Origin of the sequence: Glaciihabitans sp. dw_435, from assembly GCF_018449675.1 — a bacterium.
GTDB lineage: Bacteria > Actinomycetota > Actinomycetes > Actinomycetales > Microbacteriaceae > Glaciihabitans.
This window is the reverse complement of the sequence record NZ_JAAVUZ010000002.1, coordinates 328,833-345,096: the sequence shown is the minus strand read 5'-3', so window position 1 is coordinate 345,096 and position 16,264 is coordinate 328,833. Positions and strand designations below refer to the sequence as shown.

At 66.7% G+C, this 16,264-nt stretch carries 17 protein-coding genes; 10 read left to right on the top strand and 7 right to left on the bottom strand.

The window, feature by feature from the left end:
* Positions 1–149 precede the first annotated feature (149 nt).
* The 7 genes from HB677_RS04410 (at position 150) to HB677_RS04380 (ending at position 7,091) form a co-directional block, all read left to right on the top strand.
* Positions 150–494: an ATP-dependent DNA ligase gene (locus HB677_RS04410; protein WP_213814452.1), complete on the top strand. Its 345-nt coding sequence runs from the start codon at positions 150–152 to the stop codon at positions 492–494.
* Between the two features lie 272 nt (positions 495–766).
* Positions 767–1,471 carry a hypothetical protein gene (locus HB677_RS04405; RefSeq protein WP_213814451.1) on the top strand — a complete coding sequence of 235 codons (705 nt, stop codon included), beginning with the start codon at positions 767–769 and terminating at the stop codon, positions 1,469–1,471.
* Positions 1,472–1,538: 67 nt separating this feature from the next.
* The gene (locus HB677_RS04400; protein ID WP_213814450.1) at positions 1,539–2,522 is read left to right on the top strand and encodes a Gfo/Idh/MocA family protein; all 984 of its coding nucleotides are present in this window, start codon (positions 1,539–1,541) and stop codon (positions 2,520–2,522) included.
* Positions 2,523–2,591: 69 nt separating this feature from the next.
* Positions 2,592–4,016, top strand: coding sequence for a D-alanyl-D-alanine carboxypeptidase/D-alanyl-D-alanine-endopeptidase (gene dacB / locus HB677_RS04395; RefSeq protein ID WP_307852473.1), 1,425 nt, complete (start codon positions 2,592–2,594; stop codon positions 4,014–4,016).
* A gap of 45 nt (positions 4,017–4,061) precedes the next feature.
* Positions 4,062–4,730, top strand: coding sequence for an isochorismatase family protein (locus HB677_RS04390; RefSeq protein WP_213814449.1), 669 nt, complete (start codon positions 4,062–4,064; stop codon positions 4,728–4,730).
* Positions 4,723–6,195, top strand: a complete 1,473-nt coding sequence (locus tag HB677_RS04385) for an NAD-dependent succinate-semialdehyde dehydrogenase (RefSeq protein ID WP_213814448.1) — start codon at positions 4,723–4,725, stop codon at positions 6,193–6,195. Before HB677_RS04390 ends, HB677_RS04385 begins: the two co-directional genes overlap by 8 nt.
* A gap of 77 nt (positions 6,196–6,272) precedes the next feature.
* Complete coding sequence (locus HB677_RS04380) at positions 6,273–7,091, top strand: RNA methyltransferase (protein WP_213814570.1); 819 nt, start codon at positions 6,273–6,275, stop codon at positions 7,089–7,091.
* Positions 7,092–7,119: 28 nt separating this feature from the next.
* Here the strand turns inward: HB677_RS04380 and HB677_RS04375 are convergent, their stop codons facing one another.
* The 3 genes from HB677_RS04375 to HB677_RS04365 all read right to left on the bottom strand — a co-directional run bounded on the left by HB677_RS04375 (position 7,120) and on the right by HB677_RS04365 (position 9,879).
* Complete coding sequence (locus HB677_RS04375) at positions 7,120–9,030, bottom strand: ABC transporter ATP-binding protein (protein ID WP_213814447.1); 1,911 nt, start codon at positions 9,028–9,030, stop codon at positions 7,120–7,122.
* Between the two features lie 64 nt (positions 9,031–9,094).
* The gene (locus HB677_RS04370; protein ID WP_213814446.1) at positions 9,095–9,310 is read right to left on the bottom strand and encodes a hypothetical protein; all 216 of its coding nucleotides are present in this window, start codon (positions 9,308–9,310) and stop codon (positions 9,095–9,097) included.
* Positions 9,311–9,369: 59 nt separating this feature from the next.
* Entirely contained in the window at positions 9,370–9,879 is a 510-nt protein-coding gene (locus tag HB677_RS04365; RefSeq protein WP_213814445.1) for a DUF805 domain-containing protein, read from the bottom strand.
* Positions 9,880–10,133: 254 nt separating this feature from the next.
* On the opposite strand from HB677_RS04365, the gene HB677_RS04360 reads away from it, so the two are divergent.
* Positions 10,134–11,699, top strand: coding sequence for a PucR family transcriptional regulator (locus tag HB677_RS04360; RefSeq protein WP_213814444.1), 1,566 nt, complete (start codon positions 10,134–10,136; stop codon positions 11,697–11,699).
* 40 nt (positions 11,700–11,739) lie between these two features.
* Positions 11,740–12,324 (top strand): NUDIX hydrolase, encoded by a 585-nt coding sequence (locus tag HB677_RS04355; protein ID WP_213814443.1) that lies wholly within the window; start codon positions 11,740–11,742, stop codon positions 12,322–12,324.
* A 29-nt stretch (positions 12,325–12,353) separates the two neighbouring features.
* Here the strand turns inward: HB677_RS04355 and HB677_RS04350 are convergent, their stop codons facing one another.
* Positions 12,354–13,004 (bottom strand): hypothetical protein, encoded by a 651-nt coding sequence (locus HB677_RS04350; protein ID WP_213814442.1) that lies wholly within the window; start codon positions 13,002–13,004, stop codon positions 12,354–12,356.
* Between the two features lie 403 nt (positions 13,005–13,407).
* Between HB677_RS04350 and HB677_RS04345 the strand changes: the two genes are divergently transcribed.
* Positions 13,408–13,815: a heme-binding protein gene (locus tag HB677_RS04345; protein WP_213814441.1), complete on the top strand. Its 408-nt coding sequence runs from the start codon at positions 13,408–13,410 to the stop codon at positions 13,813–13,815.
* Positions 13,816–13,824: 9 nt separating this feature from the next.
* Here HB677_RS04345 and HB677_RS04340 read toward each other — a convergent pair whose 3' ends face one another.
* Genes HB677_RS04340 through HB677_RS04330 form a run of 3 tightly spaced genes read right to left on the bottom strand, consistent with a single transcriptional unit; the run spans position 13,825 to position 16,263 of the window.
* The gene (locus HB677_RS04340; RefSeq protein ID WP_213814440.1) at positions 13,825–14,292 is read right to left on the bottom strand and encodes a PPC domain-containing DNA-binding protein; all 468 of its coding nucleotides are present in this window, start codon (positions 14,290–14,292) and stop codon (positions 13,825–13,827) included.
* On the bottom strand, positions 14,279–15,319 hold the full coding sequence (locus HB677_RS04335) for an adenosine deaminase (protein WP_213814439.1): 1,041 nt from the start codon (positions 15,317–15,319) through the stop codon (positions 14,279–14,281). The genes HB677_RS04340 and HB677_RS04335 overlap by 14 nt, the downstream gene beginning before the upstream one ends.
* Complete coding sequence (locus HB677_RS04330) at positions 15,316–16,263, bottom strand: ABC transporter permease (protein WP_213814438.1); 948 nt, start codon at positions 16,261–16,263, stop codon at positions 15,316–15,318. Before HB677_RS04330 ends, HB677_RS04335 begins: the two co-directional genes overlap by 4 nt.
* Position 16,264 lies beyond the last annotated feature (1 nt).

Genomic DNA, 16,264 nt, shown 5'->3' with positions numbered 1-16,264 from the left:
TCCCTTTTGAGAAACAGTGTGTCAAAAGTACAAGTATGTGACAATTGGTCACATTGTCAAGCCCCTAGAAGTGGCTGGTCACACGGAACATACGCACGCATACACTGGCGAAAAAGCGCAGAGCGGCGCTCACGGAAGGGGTCGTCACGGTGGGCAGAATCATCTATGGCGCAGCGGGCCTTATCGTGGACTTCGAGGATCGGGTCCTGGCTCACATTCAGCTCGTCATCGGCGCAAAGCTACGTCGGGATGAGGGTTTCTTTTTCACCTGGCGCAATGACCCCGCCGTCGGGGACGGGCGCAGCAGCGTGTGGCTGCACAGTTCCGTTCCCATCACGTTCCGGTTCGCGAGCGCTCGCCGGCACACCATCAATGCCGCCTGGCTGGAAGAGCTGAGCGTTTCGGCCAACCGGCCGGCGGGGCTCTTCCTCACGGATGAACCGGGATCGGTGTCCGCGGGACGGCCACTCGCCACGGGCTACACGCACCCCTGAGATGTGAGTCCCAGTACTCGTTATCACGTGTCGTCAATCTAGACTGGTCGTACTACCCCCAGAGGGGTGACGCAGAAGTCCCCGATCACCGTCGGCGGCCACGTGTGTGGCAGCGACACGGTGTGAATAATGCTTCGGTTACCCCCAAAGGGAGGGCAGAAGACGCCGTCTGTCCTACGGATTTGCTTGATCGCATTGGTCGAGGGCCATACCTTTACAACAGGTAGCCGGGTGGGGTTCAGGTATTCCGGCTACGCGGGGGGTTGTTTCCAGTGAAACGTTCTATGTGGGTCATCTCTGCCTTCGTGGCGGCACTGGCCGTTGCAGTTCCAGTCACGGTTCTGGGTCAAGCCGCCCCGGAATCCTCGACCGTCGTGCCGAGCGAATTCGCCGCATCCGTCGACACCTCCGCCGTCGCGGACGCGACTGTCGCGACATCCGCCGGGTCCACCATCACACTCGCCGCCGCGAAGAAGAAGAAGGTCTGCCCCAAGAACGTGGGAGGCACCTATCGTTCCGCCCCCAGTGCGCGGTCGGCCGGGGGAGTGGCCGGCACGACCAGTCACGACCTTGCCCTCTTCGCGGAACGGTTCAACGCGATTCGCGTTGCGAACTGCCTGGCTCCGATTCCCCGTGCCAACTTCCGGTACGACGCCTGCATGGAGCAGCGCCTCTTCTGGATGGCGGAAGACCCGAGCACCAATCCCGCGAGTGCGTGGGGCCACGTCGGCTCGGTGCGCAGTGACCGCAAGCCCAGCGTCGGCTGCGATGGCAATCTCGCGGGCGGCGCCAACAACACTGCGGCCACGGTCGCGCTGAAGTGGTGGAATTCTCCGTCGCACAAGTCGGCCCTGTACCGCCCGGGCTACGTGAAGAGCAATGCGCACGTGTGCGTGTTCTTCGCGATCACCCACGGCGGGCTGCCGAACGAGGCAAAGACCTTCACCCGCGCCGCTGCACGACGGGCTGCCTGCTAGCACGAGGTTCCTTCACTAGAGTTAATCGCGGCGCGCAGAACGACCTGCGGCCGGGAGGACGGACGACGTGACGGAAACAATCGGCTGGGGAATTCTCGGCACCGGCGGAATTGCACACGCGTTCGCCTCGGACCTGCGGGACAACGGTTTCCACATCGCCGCCGTCGGATCCCGCACTCAGGAGTCCGCCGACGCGTTCGCCTCAACCTACGACATCGCCTCAGCGCATGCGAGCTACGAGGCACTCGTTGCGGACCCCACGGTTACCGCGATCTACGTCTCCACGCCGCATCCGTTCCACGCCGACAACGCGAAGCTCGCATTGACCGCTGGCAAGCATGTGCTGCTGGAAAAGCCCTTCACCATCAACGCCGTGGAAGCCCGCGAGGTCGTGGAGCTGGCCGAGAGCCGTGGACTCGTCGTGCTCGAAGCCATGTGGACCCGCTGGTTGCCGCACATGCTGCGCGTGCGCGAGGTCATCGCCGCCGGCACCCTTGGCGAGGTGCGCTCGGTGATCGCCGACCACGACCAGAAGGCAAGCACCGACCCCGAGGGTCGCATGCTGAACCCGGCGCTGGGTGGAGGCGCCCTGCTCGACCTCGGCATCTATCCGGTGTCATTTGCGTGGGACATCCTGGGCAAGCCGGGCACCATCCACGCGATTTCCACGCCGACGTCCACGGGCGTTGACCGGCAGACGGCCATGGTCTTCGGCTACGGCGAGGGGAAGCAGGCACTCCTGCACACCTCCCTCGACTCGCGCGGCCCGAACAAGGCGGTGGTGATCGGCACGGAGGGCCGGATCGAGATCGAGTCGGTCTGGTACACCCCCACCAATTTCACGGTGTTCAACTCGGACGACGAGGTCACCGAGCGATTCGAGAACACCGTCACCAGTCGCGGAATGCAATACCAGGCGTGGGAACTCGAGCGCCTTGTCGCCGAGGGGCAGACCTCCGGCAGCATTCTCTCGCCCGCCGAAAGCGTGCAGATCATGGAGACCCTCGACACGGTGCGGTCGCAGATCGGGCTGGTCTATCCGGGCGAGTAACGGCGCCCCGGGGCATCCGCTTGCCGCGGTCCCCGGCCGGTGATCCGGGGCCGCGGGTATCATGGGCGGGTGACTGAGCCAGGCAACCACAACGACGGAACGGGCACGTTTTTCGCCCGCCACCGGTTCGCGGTCATCGCCACGGCGCTGGCCGTGGCCTTCCTGCTACTGGGAACGGGAGCGGTGTTCGCGGGCATTTCGAGTGCGTCGCTGCCGACCGCGAACGCGACACCGACCGCCACCACCACGACCGCGCCCCCGCGTGCGGTTCCCACGGCGCTTCCCGCCAGCGCGGGCGTGCGCACCTGCTCGATCGCGGCGCTTGCCAACGATCCCACCCTCATGACGCTGTACGGGTCCGTGGAAATCGCCAAGACCGGCTCGCTTCTCTATACCAAGCGCGGTGACGAGCCGCGACGCCCCGCGAGCGTGCTCAAGGTGCTCACCGCCGCAGCCGCCGTGACCGTGCTCGGTAACGATGCGGTGCTGACGACCCGGGTGATGGACAGCCCGGTTCCCGGCACGATCGTTCTGGTCGGAGGTGGGGATGCCACGCTGTCGCGACTGCCCGCCGGTCAGCAGAGCTACTACCCCAACGCCCCCAAGCTCTCCGATCTCGCCGCGCAGGCTACCGCCGCGTACATTGCCGCCCACCCGGGCGTGCCGATCACCTCGGTCGTGCTCGACTCCAGCTACTGGGACTCCGCCGACGCGTGGGACCCGACGTGGGACCGCAGCGAGCAGACGACGGGCTACCAGTCAGAGGTCACCGCGCTGCAGGTCGACGGCGACCGCGACGATCCCACCAAGGCGACGAGTCCCCGCAGCGACGACCCCGTGCAGCGCGCGGGAGCGGAGTTCGTGAAGGCGCTGGGATTCCCCAACATCACGCTCAGCGAAGGGACCGCCGAGAACGGCGCCCCGGTGCTCGCGCAGGTGCAGTCCCAGCCCGTGAAAGTGCTCGTGAAGCAGATGCTGCTCTCCAGCGACAACACCCTGGCCGAGATGCTCGCCCGCGTGGTCTCGAAGGAGTCCGCGATGGACGGCTCCGCGTCATCCCTGCAGACCGCCATCCCGAAGGCCCTCGCCAAGTTCGGCATGGACTTCGGCGCCGTCACGATTCGGGATGGCTCGGGGCTGAGCAACGACAACCTGGTTGCCACCCGGTTCATGGCCGACTTCATGGCGCGCGTGGCGACGGACAGCTCGCTGAGCACCGTCAAGGCCGGGCTCTCAGTCGCAGGAAAGACCGGAAGCCTCGCGTCCCGCTTCACCGGGGACAGCTCGGTCGCCGTGGGCGCCGTGCTGGCGAAGACCGGCTGGCTCACCACCGCCTACACGCTGAGCGGCATCGTCAACGCGAAGGACGGCACGCAGCTGACCTTCGCGTTTTATGCCCTGGGCGATGGCATCTCCGACAAGGCTCAAGCCGCCCTCGACGCTCTTGCGGCCGGCGTGTACACCTGCGGCAATAACCTCTCGAACGTGCAGTAACCGCCGCCCGAGGCATCCACCGATCCATCAAACGAGGAGATTTTCGTGACCCGTGCGCTGCTCATCATTGACGTGCAGAACGACTTCACCGAGGGGGGATCGCTCGCGGTCGCCGGAGGGGGCGCGGTTGCGGCGGGAATCACCGACTACCTGCGCACGCACCCGGACGAGTATCAGCTCGTGGTCGCCTCGCGTGACTGGCACGACGCGACCGGAGACAACGGTGGGCACTTCGCGACGACGGAGGATCCCGACTTCACGGTGACCTGGCCCGCGCACTGCGTCGCCGGAACGCCCGGCGCCGAGTATCACCCGGCGCTCGACACGTCGCTGATCGATATCCACATCCGCAAGGGGCAGGGCAAGCCCGCCTACTCGGCGTTCGAAGGAACGGCGGACGACGGGATGACCCTTGCCGAAGAACTCGACGCGCGGGGGGTCACCGACGTCGACGTCGTCGGCCTTGCCACCGACTATTGCGTGCGGGCCTCCGCGCTGGATGCCCTCGGGGTCGGACGCACCGTGCGGGTGCTGACCGACCTCGTGGAGGGTGTCGACCCGGTGTCCAGTCTCGCCACGCTCGCGGAGCTGGCCGGGGACGGCATCGAGGTCGTCTCGTCGGACGGCGCGGTCGCCGAGGACGACGCCGAAGCTGCTGCGGACGCCGCAGACGTGGACGCCGCCGGCACCACCGCGGGTACCGCTCATGAGTAGCGCGAGCGAAGCGGCCCTTCTGGCGAAGGTGCCGGACCGCCTCTTCATCGGGGGACAGTGGCTCGAGTCATCCTCTGGCAAGGCCATCGACGTGATCGACCCCGCGACCGGCCTCGTCATCAAGACCATCGCCGATGCATCGGTTGCTGACGCCGCGCTGGCCATGGACGCCGCGGCCGCGGCCCAGGACGGATGGGCCCGCACCGCACCCCGCGTGCGCGGAGAGATCCTGCGGCGCGCGTTCGACCTGCTGCAGGAGCGGGCGGACGAGTTCGCCCTGCTAATGACGCTTGAGATGGGCAAGCCACTCGCGGAGGCGCGCGGCGAGGTCACCTACGGCGGCGAGTTCCTGCGCTGGTTCAGCGAGGAGGCAGTGCGCATCAGCGGGCGATACGGCTCGAACCCCGAGGGCACCGGCCGCATGATCGTGACGCACCTGCCCGTCGGGCCGTCGTACCTGATCACCCCGTGGAACTTCCCGCTGGCGATGGCCACCCGCAAGATCGCTCCGGCGCTCGCCGCGGGGTGCACCGCCATCGTCAAGCCCGCCGAGCTCACCCCGCTCACCACCCTCTACTTCGCGCGACTGCTCGAGGACGCGGGCCTGCCCGCCGGCGTGCTGAACGTGCTCACAACCTCAGCCGCCGGCGAGATCACGACGCCGATCCTCGCGGACTCCCGTCTGCGCAAGCTCAGCTTCACCGGCTCGACGGCGGTCGGTGTTCGCCTGCTCAAGCAGGCGGCGGACAACGTGCTGCGCACCTCCATGGAGCTCGGCGGCAACGCCCCGTTCATCGTCTTCGAGGACGCGAACATGGACAAGGCGGTGGATGGCGCGATGCTGGCCAAATTCCGCAATATCGGTCAGGCCTGCACCGCCGCCAACCGGTTCATCGTGCACGAGTCAGTCGCCGACGAGTTCGCCGCGCGGGTGACCGAACGTGTTCGCGCCCTGAGCGTCGGACGCGGCACCGAGGATGGCGTCACCATCGGCCCCCTCATCAACGAGGGTGCGCTCGACAAGGCGGAGCGGCTCGTCCGCGACGCCGTGGACCGGGGTGCGACTGTGCTCACCGGTGGCGGCCGGATCGAGGGTGCGGGTACCTTCTTCGAGCCGACGGTGATCTCGGGGGTCACGCCGGGCAGTGCCATCCTGAACCAGGAGATTTTTGGTCCGGTGCTCAGCATCATCCCGTTCACGGACGAGGACGACGCCGTCGCCAAGGCCAATGACACCGAATTCGGGCTGGTCGGGTATGTCTTCACCGAGGACTTTGCCCGCGGACAGCGCCTCATCGAGACGCTGCAGACCGGCATGATGGGCCTCAACGTTGGCGTCGTCTCGAACGCTGCCGCGCCCTTTGGTGGGGTGAAGCAGTCCGGGATCGGCCGCGAGGGCGGGGCCGAGGGCATCCACGAGTACCTCGAAACGAAGTACGTGCTCACCCCGAACCCGTTCGCGTGAGCGGACCGGGCCCTGCGGCATCGCCCGGTCCGACGGCCACGGGCGCCGGCTCCGCCGTGCCGGGCGCCGGCCTTACCCTGCCGGGCGCCGGCCCTACCGTCGTCGAGATCGAGTCGCTGGATGACCCGCGGTTGGCCGACTACGCCCACCAGACCGATGTCGCGCTGAAGAAGGCCAGGGGCACCGAGCACGGGTTGTACATCGCGGAGTCCGCCCTCGTGCTCGAGCGTGCCATCCGGGCGGGGCATCGCCCGCGTTCGGTGCTCGCGCTCGGGGGATCCGTGGACGAGGCGCTTGCGCTGGTGGCCGGGTTTGACGTTCCTGTGTTCTCCGGCCCGGGCGAGCTGCTGGAAGAGCTCACCGGGTACATCCTGCATCGGGGTCTCATCGCGTCCATGCACCGCCCAGAACTGCCATCACCGGAGTCGCTGCTGGCCGGGGCCCGCCGCATCGTGGTGCTCGAGAACGTCTCGGATCCGACCAACGTGGGTGCGATCTTCCGGTCCGTCGCGGCGATCGGCGCCGACGCCGTTCTCGTCACCCCGCGGTGCTCGGATCCGTTCTATCGCCGGGCAATCCGGGTATCGATGGGAACCGTGCTGCAGGTGCCCTGGACACGGGTGGGTGACTGGGATGCGACGAAACGGCTGCTCGAGGCATCCGGATTCCACATCGCGGCGCTCGCTCTGACGGACGACGCCGTTTCGCTGCGGGCGTTTGCCGCCACCGCACCCGAGCGGGTGGCGCTGGTGCTCGGCGCCGAGGGCGAGGGGCTCACGCCCGAGGCCATCGCCGCCGCCGACACCGTGGTGCAGATCCCGATGGCGCACGGGATCGACAGCCTCAACGTGGCGGCAACGGCCGCGGTCGCGATGTACGCACTCGCCGACGCCTAGCTTTCTGCCGCCGGGTGGGTGACCGCAGCTACACCAGCAGCTGGTGCTTCGCGAGCTCCTTGTAGAGGGGGGTCGAGAGCACGAGCTCGGAGTGGGTGCCGGTGCCGACGACCCGTCCGTGATCGAGCACGATGATCTGATCGGAATCGACGACGGTCGACAGGCGGTGCGCGATCACGATGAGCGTGCGGTTCTCCGCAACTGCGTCGATCGCCTCGCGCAGCATCTGCTCGTTGAGCCCATCGAGGGACGACGTCGACTCGTCGAGCAACAGGATGGGCGGCGCCGCGAGCAGCGTGCGCGCGATCGCGAGACGCTGGCGCTCTCCTCCAGAGAGCATGACGCCGTCCTCGCCGACCGCGGCGTCCAGCCCCAGCTCGTTGCGTTCGAGCACCTCGGTGAGGTTCACCGAGTGCAGTACCTCGATGCACTGCGCGTCCGTGGCATCCGGAGCTCCCAGCGTCAAGTTCTGGCGCAGCGTGCCGGCCAGCACGGGGGCATCCTGCTCGACATAGCCGATCTGGGCGCGCAGCTCCTCGCGGTCGAGACCCCGGATGTCGACACCACCGAGACGCACGACGCCCGACGTTGGGTCGTAGAACCGCTCGATGAGGGCGAGGATGGTGCTCTTGCCGGCGCCCGAGGGCCCGACGAGGGCGGTGCGCTTGCCGCGGGGGGCGCTGAACGAGACGCTGTGCAACACTGCGCGGTCGTGGGCATCGGCGAGCGTGGGATCGACAACCACGATCTCGGAGGTCGCGGGGTCGACCAGCGGCAGGCCCGCGGCGGCGAGAACTTTCTCGCTCTCGGTCTTCTTCGCGGTGTCCGGGTAGAGGAACTCGACGGCGTCAAACGTGATGGCGTCGTCGCTCTCGATGGCCGCGGCCGGCACGATTCCGGCATCACGCTCGGCCTCGCTCGGCAGCTCGATGATCTCCTGGATGCGCCCAAGCGCACCCAGCGCCTGGTTGACCGAGTTGATGGCACCGAACGCCTGGCCCAGCGGCATGATCATCATGAACAGGAACAGGATGAACGCGATCAGGTTCGCGATCGTCAGGTCACCCGCCGCGACGCGGAAGCCACCGACGCCCAGCACAACAAGCAGCGACGCCTGCAGCGCGATGCCCGCGATCGGCACGACGAGGGAGGAGATCTTCGCGACGCGAACGCCGGCCTCCCAGGCACCCTGCGCGTCTTCCTGCACGGTCGCGATTTCACGCTCGGTCGCGTTCGAAGCGCGGACGGTGCGGATGGCGCTGACCGCCCGTTCCACGGCGGCGGCGAGGTCTCCCACCTTCTCCTGCTGCATGCGACTTGCCACCCGGATGCGGCCGGACAGCAGCACCACGGCCACGACCGACACGGCAATGACGAGCACCGTCAGTCCCAGCAGCACGGGGTCGATGATGAGCATGGCGATCAGTGCGCCGAAGAAGAGGAGCGCTCCACCGATCGCGTCCACGAGGCCCTGGGTAATGACGGCGTAGAGGAGGGTGGTGTCCGAGCCGACGCGCGACACGAGGTCGCCGGTGCGGCGGGTGTCGAACTCGCTGATCGGCAGGTGCAGCATGCGGCGAACCAGCTGGCGGCGGGCCGACAGCACAACACTCGTGCCGGTGCGCTGCAGCAGGTAGTGCTGGAATCCGCTGAGAAGTCCCGAGAGCACCACGAGTCCGACCAGGGCCCAGACGAGCGAGCCAAGGGTGTCACCCTTCTGCACCACCGCGATGACCTGGCTGACCAGGAGCGGCTGGAGGAGGGACGCCCCGGCGGACAGAATGCTGAGCACGATCACGACGGCGAGAGCAGGCTTGTGCTCGGACAGGTACGGGAGAAGCTGGGAGAACTTGGCGCGGGGGCCCGAATCATCCGTGCCTCTGCCCCTTCCGAATCCGCGGCTGGCGCGGGGCGGGCGGGACGACGTGTTGGTGCTCATGGTGCGGCTTTCTGTGGGACGGCGTGAGTGAGGGCGGGCGGGACGGTGCCCGGGGACAGAGCGATCAGCTCCGACCATACTTCTTGTGTACGGCCTGGCGTGACACGGCGAGGGCAATAGCGATGAGTTGCCAGGATGCCCCGGCGTTGCGGGCTCGTCGCACGGCGATCACTTCGACGCGATCGAGCTCCTGACGAAGCTTGCGAATCGCGCCGAGGGCCATGATCGGGTCGTCCGAGTCGGCGCTGGCGGCGAGGGTGTGGATGGTTCCGGAGTCCATGCCGTCAACGTTAGTTGACACTTTTCGGGTTGTCAATCTACGTTGACAAGCGGATGACCCTAGAAGAACCGCGACCCGGACGGGCGAGTGGGACCCGCCAACAGTATGAGGAGCACGAGTGACCCCAGCCCGGGAATGAGGGTGATCCAGAACCAGGTTCCCGTGTGGTTGCCGTCGTGCAGTCGACGGAATGTCAGCGCGAGCGTGGGGACGACGGTGATGATGGACCAGAGCGACCACAGGACGTTGATGGGGACAATCGATGAGGCCACGCCGAACGACGTGATGGACTGGATTGTCGTATCCAGGCTGCCATCGTCGAAGTTGACCACGGGCCCTTCCGGTATGGAAAAGGTGCCACCCAGAGCGACAGACACGGCGGAGAACGTAACTTGCACGACGCCGGCAACGAGCATCCACCACCAGAATTCGCTCCGGCTCGCCTGTCCGTAAAAGATCGAGTATTTCCGGAAGAAGCGGCTTACCGCGATGGGGAGTGTTGCCCCGTAGTACGGCTCGTTGAGTTCGTGCGCGATCCGCCGTTCCACAAAGGGAGCGTTCAGCGACATGCCCGTCCTCCTGTGCTGCTAGTCATGGCCAGAGCATAGAAGGTCAAAGTTGCGGCTAACTCGTTTCGTGCCCGATCAGCGGCGGCGCCACTGAGCGAGGTCCGGGCGAAGGCGCTCTTCCCGACAGGCGGCCCGCGAAAACACAGGGATTCCTCACCTCCGAGGCCCGCGAGTAGACACGACGGGCTACCCCCGGAGCCGCCGTAGGATATGTGCACGGGGGATCGCTTCGAGAGACTGGAGGGTGGGCAGCCATGAACTTCGGTGACCTCGCCCGTCGGCCCGAGCTGGGCATCTCCATCCTTGTTCCCGGCGAGAACGCGCTCGAGCGCCAGGTGACAGGTGTGTACATCACCGACCTGCCCGACCCGTCCCGATTCCTTTCCGTCGGCGATGTCGTCCTGACCAGCGGACTGTGGGTTTCCCGCCCGGGCGGCATGGAGAAATTCGTCAACGCGCTTGCCCGCCAACGGGTTGCAGCCCTCATCGTCGGCATCATCGAAATCGGTTCCATCCCCGACGAACTCATCGCCCTGTGCAGGCAGCATCAGCTCACCCTCGCCACGATCGCCGAGACGGTGTCGTTCAAGACGTTGTCCGAGGAAGTCGCCAAGGGCCAGCCGGGGTCGACGAACGGGCTCCTCGCCCGGGGCATCCGCTTCAATCGCCAACTGTCCGACGTTCTCGGTCGCGGGGGCGGCGCTGCCGCGGCGTTGCAGCTCTTCCATGACGAGTTCGCCATCTCCTGCTGGGTGATCGACACGGTCGGATCGGTAATCGCGACAGCGGGCGCCGAGCCGACCCGTGTGCATGTTGCGGCCGTGTGGAACCAGATGATGAACGCCACCGGAGCCGAAATCACCCTCGTGCCCGACGCCGACGACCGCCCGTTCTCGGTGTGGGCCATCGGCACCGGCCAGGACCGCGCGGCCGGCCACCTCGTTTGCTGGGGCGACTACCGCACCTTCTCCCCGGAGGTGTCGATCGTCGTCTCCGCGCTGCTCGGGGCGCTTCGGGTGGAGCTCGAGCTGTCCAGCCGCTGGCGTGACTCGCACCACAGCCACGTGTCCGAGCTCGTGCAGTTGCTCATCGATGACACCGTCTCACCCGGCGAGATCTCCGCGCGCATGCGGCTTGAGGGCCTCGACCCGCAACTTGCCACCTCGATCGTCATTGCCGAAGTGGATGACCCGCGCTTCCCACCCTCGGCGGTGCTCGAGATGGCGTACCGAATGTTCTCGACCCAGAGCAGCCACGTGATCGGAGGCATCATGGACGGCCGGGCGGTGCTGCTGGTCAGCGGTGCCGGGCAGGACGGCGAATCGTACGAGGACGGCGTCATCCGTCTCGCCGAGGACTACCTGCCGTTCCTCGCGGGGCGCCAGCTGCGCATGGGCCTGAGTGACCCGATCATGGGCGTCAGCCAGCTCGGATCCGGCATCGCCGTGGCCCGCGAACGGCTCGCAAACCTCAGCGGAAGCGGCCCCGTGCTGCTGTCCAACACTTCGAGTGTGCAGTCGCACCGCGACCTGCTCATGATGCTGGGGGAGCGCACCCGCTCGGCCTATGCGTCCGAGGTGCTGCGTCCCCTCATCGCGTACGACACCAAGAATGGCGGCGACCTCGTGGGAACCCTCCGGGCGTTCCTCGAGAGCGGCGGCGCGTGGGTCGAGTCCGCCCGTCAGCTGCACATGCACCCCAACACCCTGCGCTACCGCATCGGTCGCATCGAGATGCTGACCAACCGCGACCTCAGCTCGATGGAGGATCGCGTCGACATGTACCTCGCGCTCGCGAGCCTTGGGCCGGTCGGCCCGTAGCCCCGGCCGCTGCGCAGTGTCGGCGGCGCATGATGGATACATGACATCCCTCGACGCGTCGCTCACGGAACTCCACTGGACGACCACGGGATCACGCGAGGTGTACCGCGGTCGGGTGGTGGTGACCGAGCATGACGTGGTGTTGCCCGGCGGCGGGACATCCACTTTCGAAGTCGACGAGAGCATTCCCTTCGCCGTCGCGGTGCTCATCGTCGATGAACTCAGCCGGCTCTGCCTCACGCGGCAGTACCGCTACGCGATCGACCGATGGATCTACGATCTGCCAGGTGGTGCCGGCGACGCAGATGAGAGACCAGTGGATGCCGCGTTCCGCGAGTGTCGCGAAGAGATCGGGCTCATCCCGGTGTCCCTCGACCCGCTGCACACGTTTTTCCCGAATCCCGGACGTGTCGCCTGGCCCGCGCACATCTTTTTCTGCCGTGCGACGAGCGTTGGCGTTGCGGACACCTCGGACCCCGCGGAGCAGGTCACTGCCGTGTGGATCACGTTGGAGGAACTGGACCGGCTGATTGCGTCGGGCGACATCGTCGACCCCGCCGTGCTCATCGCCCGGGTGATGGCGGCCGCGCGCGGACTGCTCCCAGCAGTTGTAGAGGCTGGTTAGCGGGCCGACCAGGTGCTAGCCGTGCCCGCTCAGCGCAGGGAGTCTCGCTTCGCTTTGATGGCGTCGATCGCGGCGAGAAGTGCGGCTCCGTCGACGGCACCGGCCGGCGCGGAACCGTGCATGACGTCGACGCCACCGATGAACTCCTCGACATCTCTCTCGCCCACGAGTGCATCGAGAATGAGGAAGGTGGCGCCACCAGGCCCCTCGACTCCAGTGAGGAGAGCGAAGGCGGGGTGGTACACATCGACGTCGACGAAGGAGTAATCCGGGGCGATATCCATGACGAAGCGCGCGTCGCTGAACTCCACAAGGACATCCTCATACATCACGGGGAAACCTTCGTTGAGATCGGAGCGGCGTCGGTAGTCAATGTATTCCCAGATCTCGGTTGCCGGTGGAGCTGCTCTCAACCACTGGTCGGTGATGGGACGTAGCTCCCGGGATCCCGCCCCGGTCACCACCAGAGCCAGCTCAGCGTCAAACCCACCCGCGAGCTCCCAGCTCAGGGAAGGGTTGATCGCGTCGACGCGTCGCGACATCTCCTCGGCCGCAGCGCCCCATTCGTTGGTCGCCGCGCCCTTCTCAAAGGCAGCGGCTCCACTTTCTCGCCACCAGGTCCAGAAGGCGGCGATGGCTGCGGTTGGGTTCTTTGCGCGGCGGCGTCGGAAGAATGCCATTCGTACTCCAGGTGGATGCTGTCGAGGGCGGACGTACAGATGAGTCTGGCAGTGACGAGGGGCTGACTGGCGGTCTACCCGCGGCAGACCGGTTGCTTGGCAACTGGATGGGCCGGAAGGCCGCCGTGCAGCCCCGCCATCGGCCGATCCAGCGCAGTCGATTTCGCCAGATGAGGAGATCGGGAGGCATTCGCGCCAGATGAGGACTCCGGGGCCCTCTCTCGCCGGAATGTCCTCATTTGGCGAAACGGACGAGGCTCACTGCGGTTGCCGCGGGCGGGTTAGCCCCCCTTCGGGCCTTCGCGCGAGGGGTAGACAGAGGGTGTCACCCCGCGTGAACTGGAACGGTCGCACTGCACGTCCGGCAACGGGGCCGGAGGGCATCGACCGAACGGAGAAAACAATGAGTGACATGACGCTGGAGCACGCGCAGGCGGTCATCGAGGCCGCGCGACGCGTCGCCGAGGAGATCAACACCGCCATGAACATCGCAGTCGTGGACGAGGGAGCCAACCTCACCGCCTTCATTCGAATGGATGGCGCGTGGCTCGGCAGTCTCGACATCGCGATCAAGAAGGCCCGCACGGCACGGTTCTTCGACATGGAGTCCGGGGACCTGGGCGAGCTATCCCAGCCGGGTGGACCGTTGTACAACATCGAGGTGTCCAATGGCGGGTTGATCAGCTTCCCGGGCGGGATCCCCCTCACGATCGAGGGCAAGATCGTCGGCGCCATCGGAGTGAGCGGCAGCACCGTCGACAACGACCGTCGGGTCGCCCGCGCCGGAGCCGCCGCGCTCGCGATGGTCTAGCGTCGGGCGTCAGCCGCGGTACGTGAAGGCGAGGTTTTCGAGCCCGTGCGCGTTGACGTCGGACACGCGCGACATGGTCGGAGCGAGCACCTCTTCGATCACGAGCTCGGCGACGTAGTGGGTGGTGGCCGCCAACAGGTGACCCGCATGGCCAGCGGCCGCGTCATCCTTCACTCCAACGGCGACGTGCAGGTGCACCTGCGGCGCGCCCAGAACCTCATCCCAGGTGACCGATCCGCTGCCGACGCCCTCGACGTACTCGACGGTGGTGGAGTCCTTGAGCGGCGGTTCCGGGTCGGCAACGGGCTCGTGCGAGGCGATGAAGCGCACCGAGCGGAAGGCGCCGAGGAACACCGAGACGTAGCCCTGCTTCACGCCGTGGAACACGCACGCATCGGCGATCGTGGAGAGGACGTCGTCGCCCGGGTGCAGGACGACGCCAATGCGCCGGCCCGTCGTCAGTTCAACGCTCTGCACGGTACTTGCTCACTTCTGCTGTGTAGCGGATCTTGTCGGCCTCCGGCAGGAACGATGCGGTGAACGAGTTCTCCGCGAGCGTGTCGAGCTGGGCCGGGCTGAGGTCGAGTGCCTCGGTCATGGCGGTCAGGTTGTCGTCGATGTAGCCGCCGAAGTAGGCTGGGTCATCGCTGTTGATCGTGACGAGCAGTCCCTCGTCGAGCATGTTGAGCAGCGGATGCTGGGACAGGTCGGATGACGCGGTGCGCAGTGCCACGTTCGACAGCGGGCAGACCGTCAGGGGTATCTGCTCATCCCGCAGGCGCGCGACGAGGTACGGATCCTCCAGGGCTCGGTTGCCGTGGTCGATGCGCTCGACGCCGAGCAGGTCGAGGGCCTCCCACACGTAGTCGGGACCGCCCTCCTCGCCGGCATGGGCGACGCGGCGTAATCCTTCGGCCGATGCCCGGGCGAAGACGTCGGTGAACAGCGACGGCGGAAAACCCACCTCGGCCGAATCGAGCCCGACGCCGATGAAGCTGTCACGGAAGGGGAGTGCCTGCTCGAGGGTCTGCATCGCGGCATCCGCGCCCTGATCCCGCAGGAAGCACATGATGAGACCGCTGGAGACGTCGAGGTTGGTGCGGGCGTCGCCCAGCGCGGCGCTGAAGCCGCCGAACACCACCTCGATGGGGATGTCGTTGAGCAGGTGCGTCTGGGGATCGAAGAAGATCTCGGCGTGACGCACACCTGCAGCCGCCGCACGGGTGAGGTAGGCGGTGGCGAGGTCGTAGAAGTCGTCCTCGGTTTTCAGCACCGCGAGGTTCTCGTAGTAAATGTCGAGGAACGACTGCAGGGAGTCGAACTTGTACTTCTCGCGCAGCACGTCGGCGTCGTAGGTGGGCAGTACGATGCCGTTGCGGCGGGCGAGCTTCACCATGAGTTCGACCTCGAGGGTGCCCTCGACGTGGACGTGCAGTTCGGCGATCGGCCGCAGCGCGGTGGCGGAGCCGGGCTGGGTGGCGCTGGCGCTGATTGTCTGACTCATCGATGTCCCCTTCTGAAGTGCTTTCCGAGTGCTGCCGGATCGATGAGTTTCCGTCCGAACACCGCCAGAGTGACGATGGTCAGGACATAGGGGATCATCAACAGGAATTGGAACGGGATGCCGGTGTTGTCGAGCTGAGCCCGCAACTGGAAGGCATCTCCCGCGCCGAAGATCAGGGAGGCGATGAGAACGCCCCACGGGCTGCGCTGGCCGAGGATGAGGATCGCCATCGCGATGTAGCCGCGGCCCGCCGTCATGTTCTCGACGAACTGGTTGGACGCCACGAGGCTGAGGAACGCCCCGCCGAGCCCGGCGAAACCGCCGCTGACCAGCAGCGCGAGAAAACGCGTGCGGTTGACGCTGAGGCCGAGGCTGTCGACGGCCGCGGGGTGCTCACCGGCGGAGCGGATCAACAGTCCCCAACCCGTGTACTTGAGCACGAGCCAGGTGACGACGACGCCGAGCAGTGCGATGTAGACGAGGTAGCTCTGGTCGAAGAGCAGTGGCCCGAGGATCGGAATCTGGTCGAGGCCGGGAATGGGGGATGCCTCGATCACCGGTGTGGTGCTCGTGGTGCCTGCCTGGCCCACCGCCACCCGGAAGATGAAGCTCGTTCCACCCACGGCGAGCAGGTTGAGCGAAATACCGACGACCACGGGGTCTGCGGGCAGCAGCACGGTGAAAATGGCGAGCAGCGCGGCGACGCCGACACCGGTGACAACGCCGGCGAGAAGACCCGTGGTCGTGCTGCCGGTGCTGGAGGCAACGAGTGCGGCGCTGAGGGCGGACGAGAGCATCATGCCCTCGAGCCCGACGTTGATGGCGCCGGCGCGCTCGGCGTAGATGGCACCGATTGCCGCGAGCAGCAGGGGGACTGCCAGTCGCATGGTGGCGGAGAAGAAGCCTTCGCCCGAGGCGGAAACGATCCAGTTGAGGATGTCCATG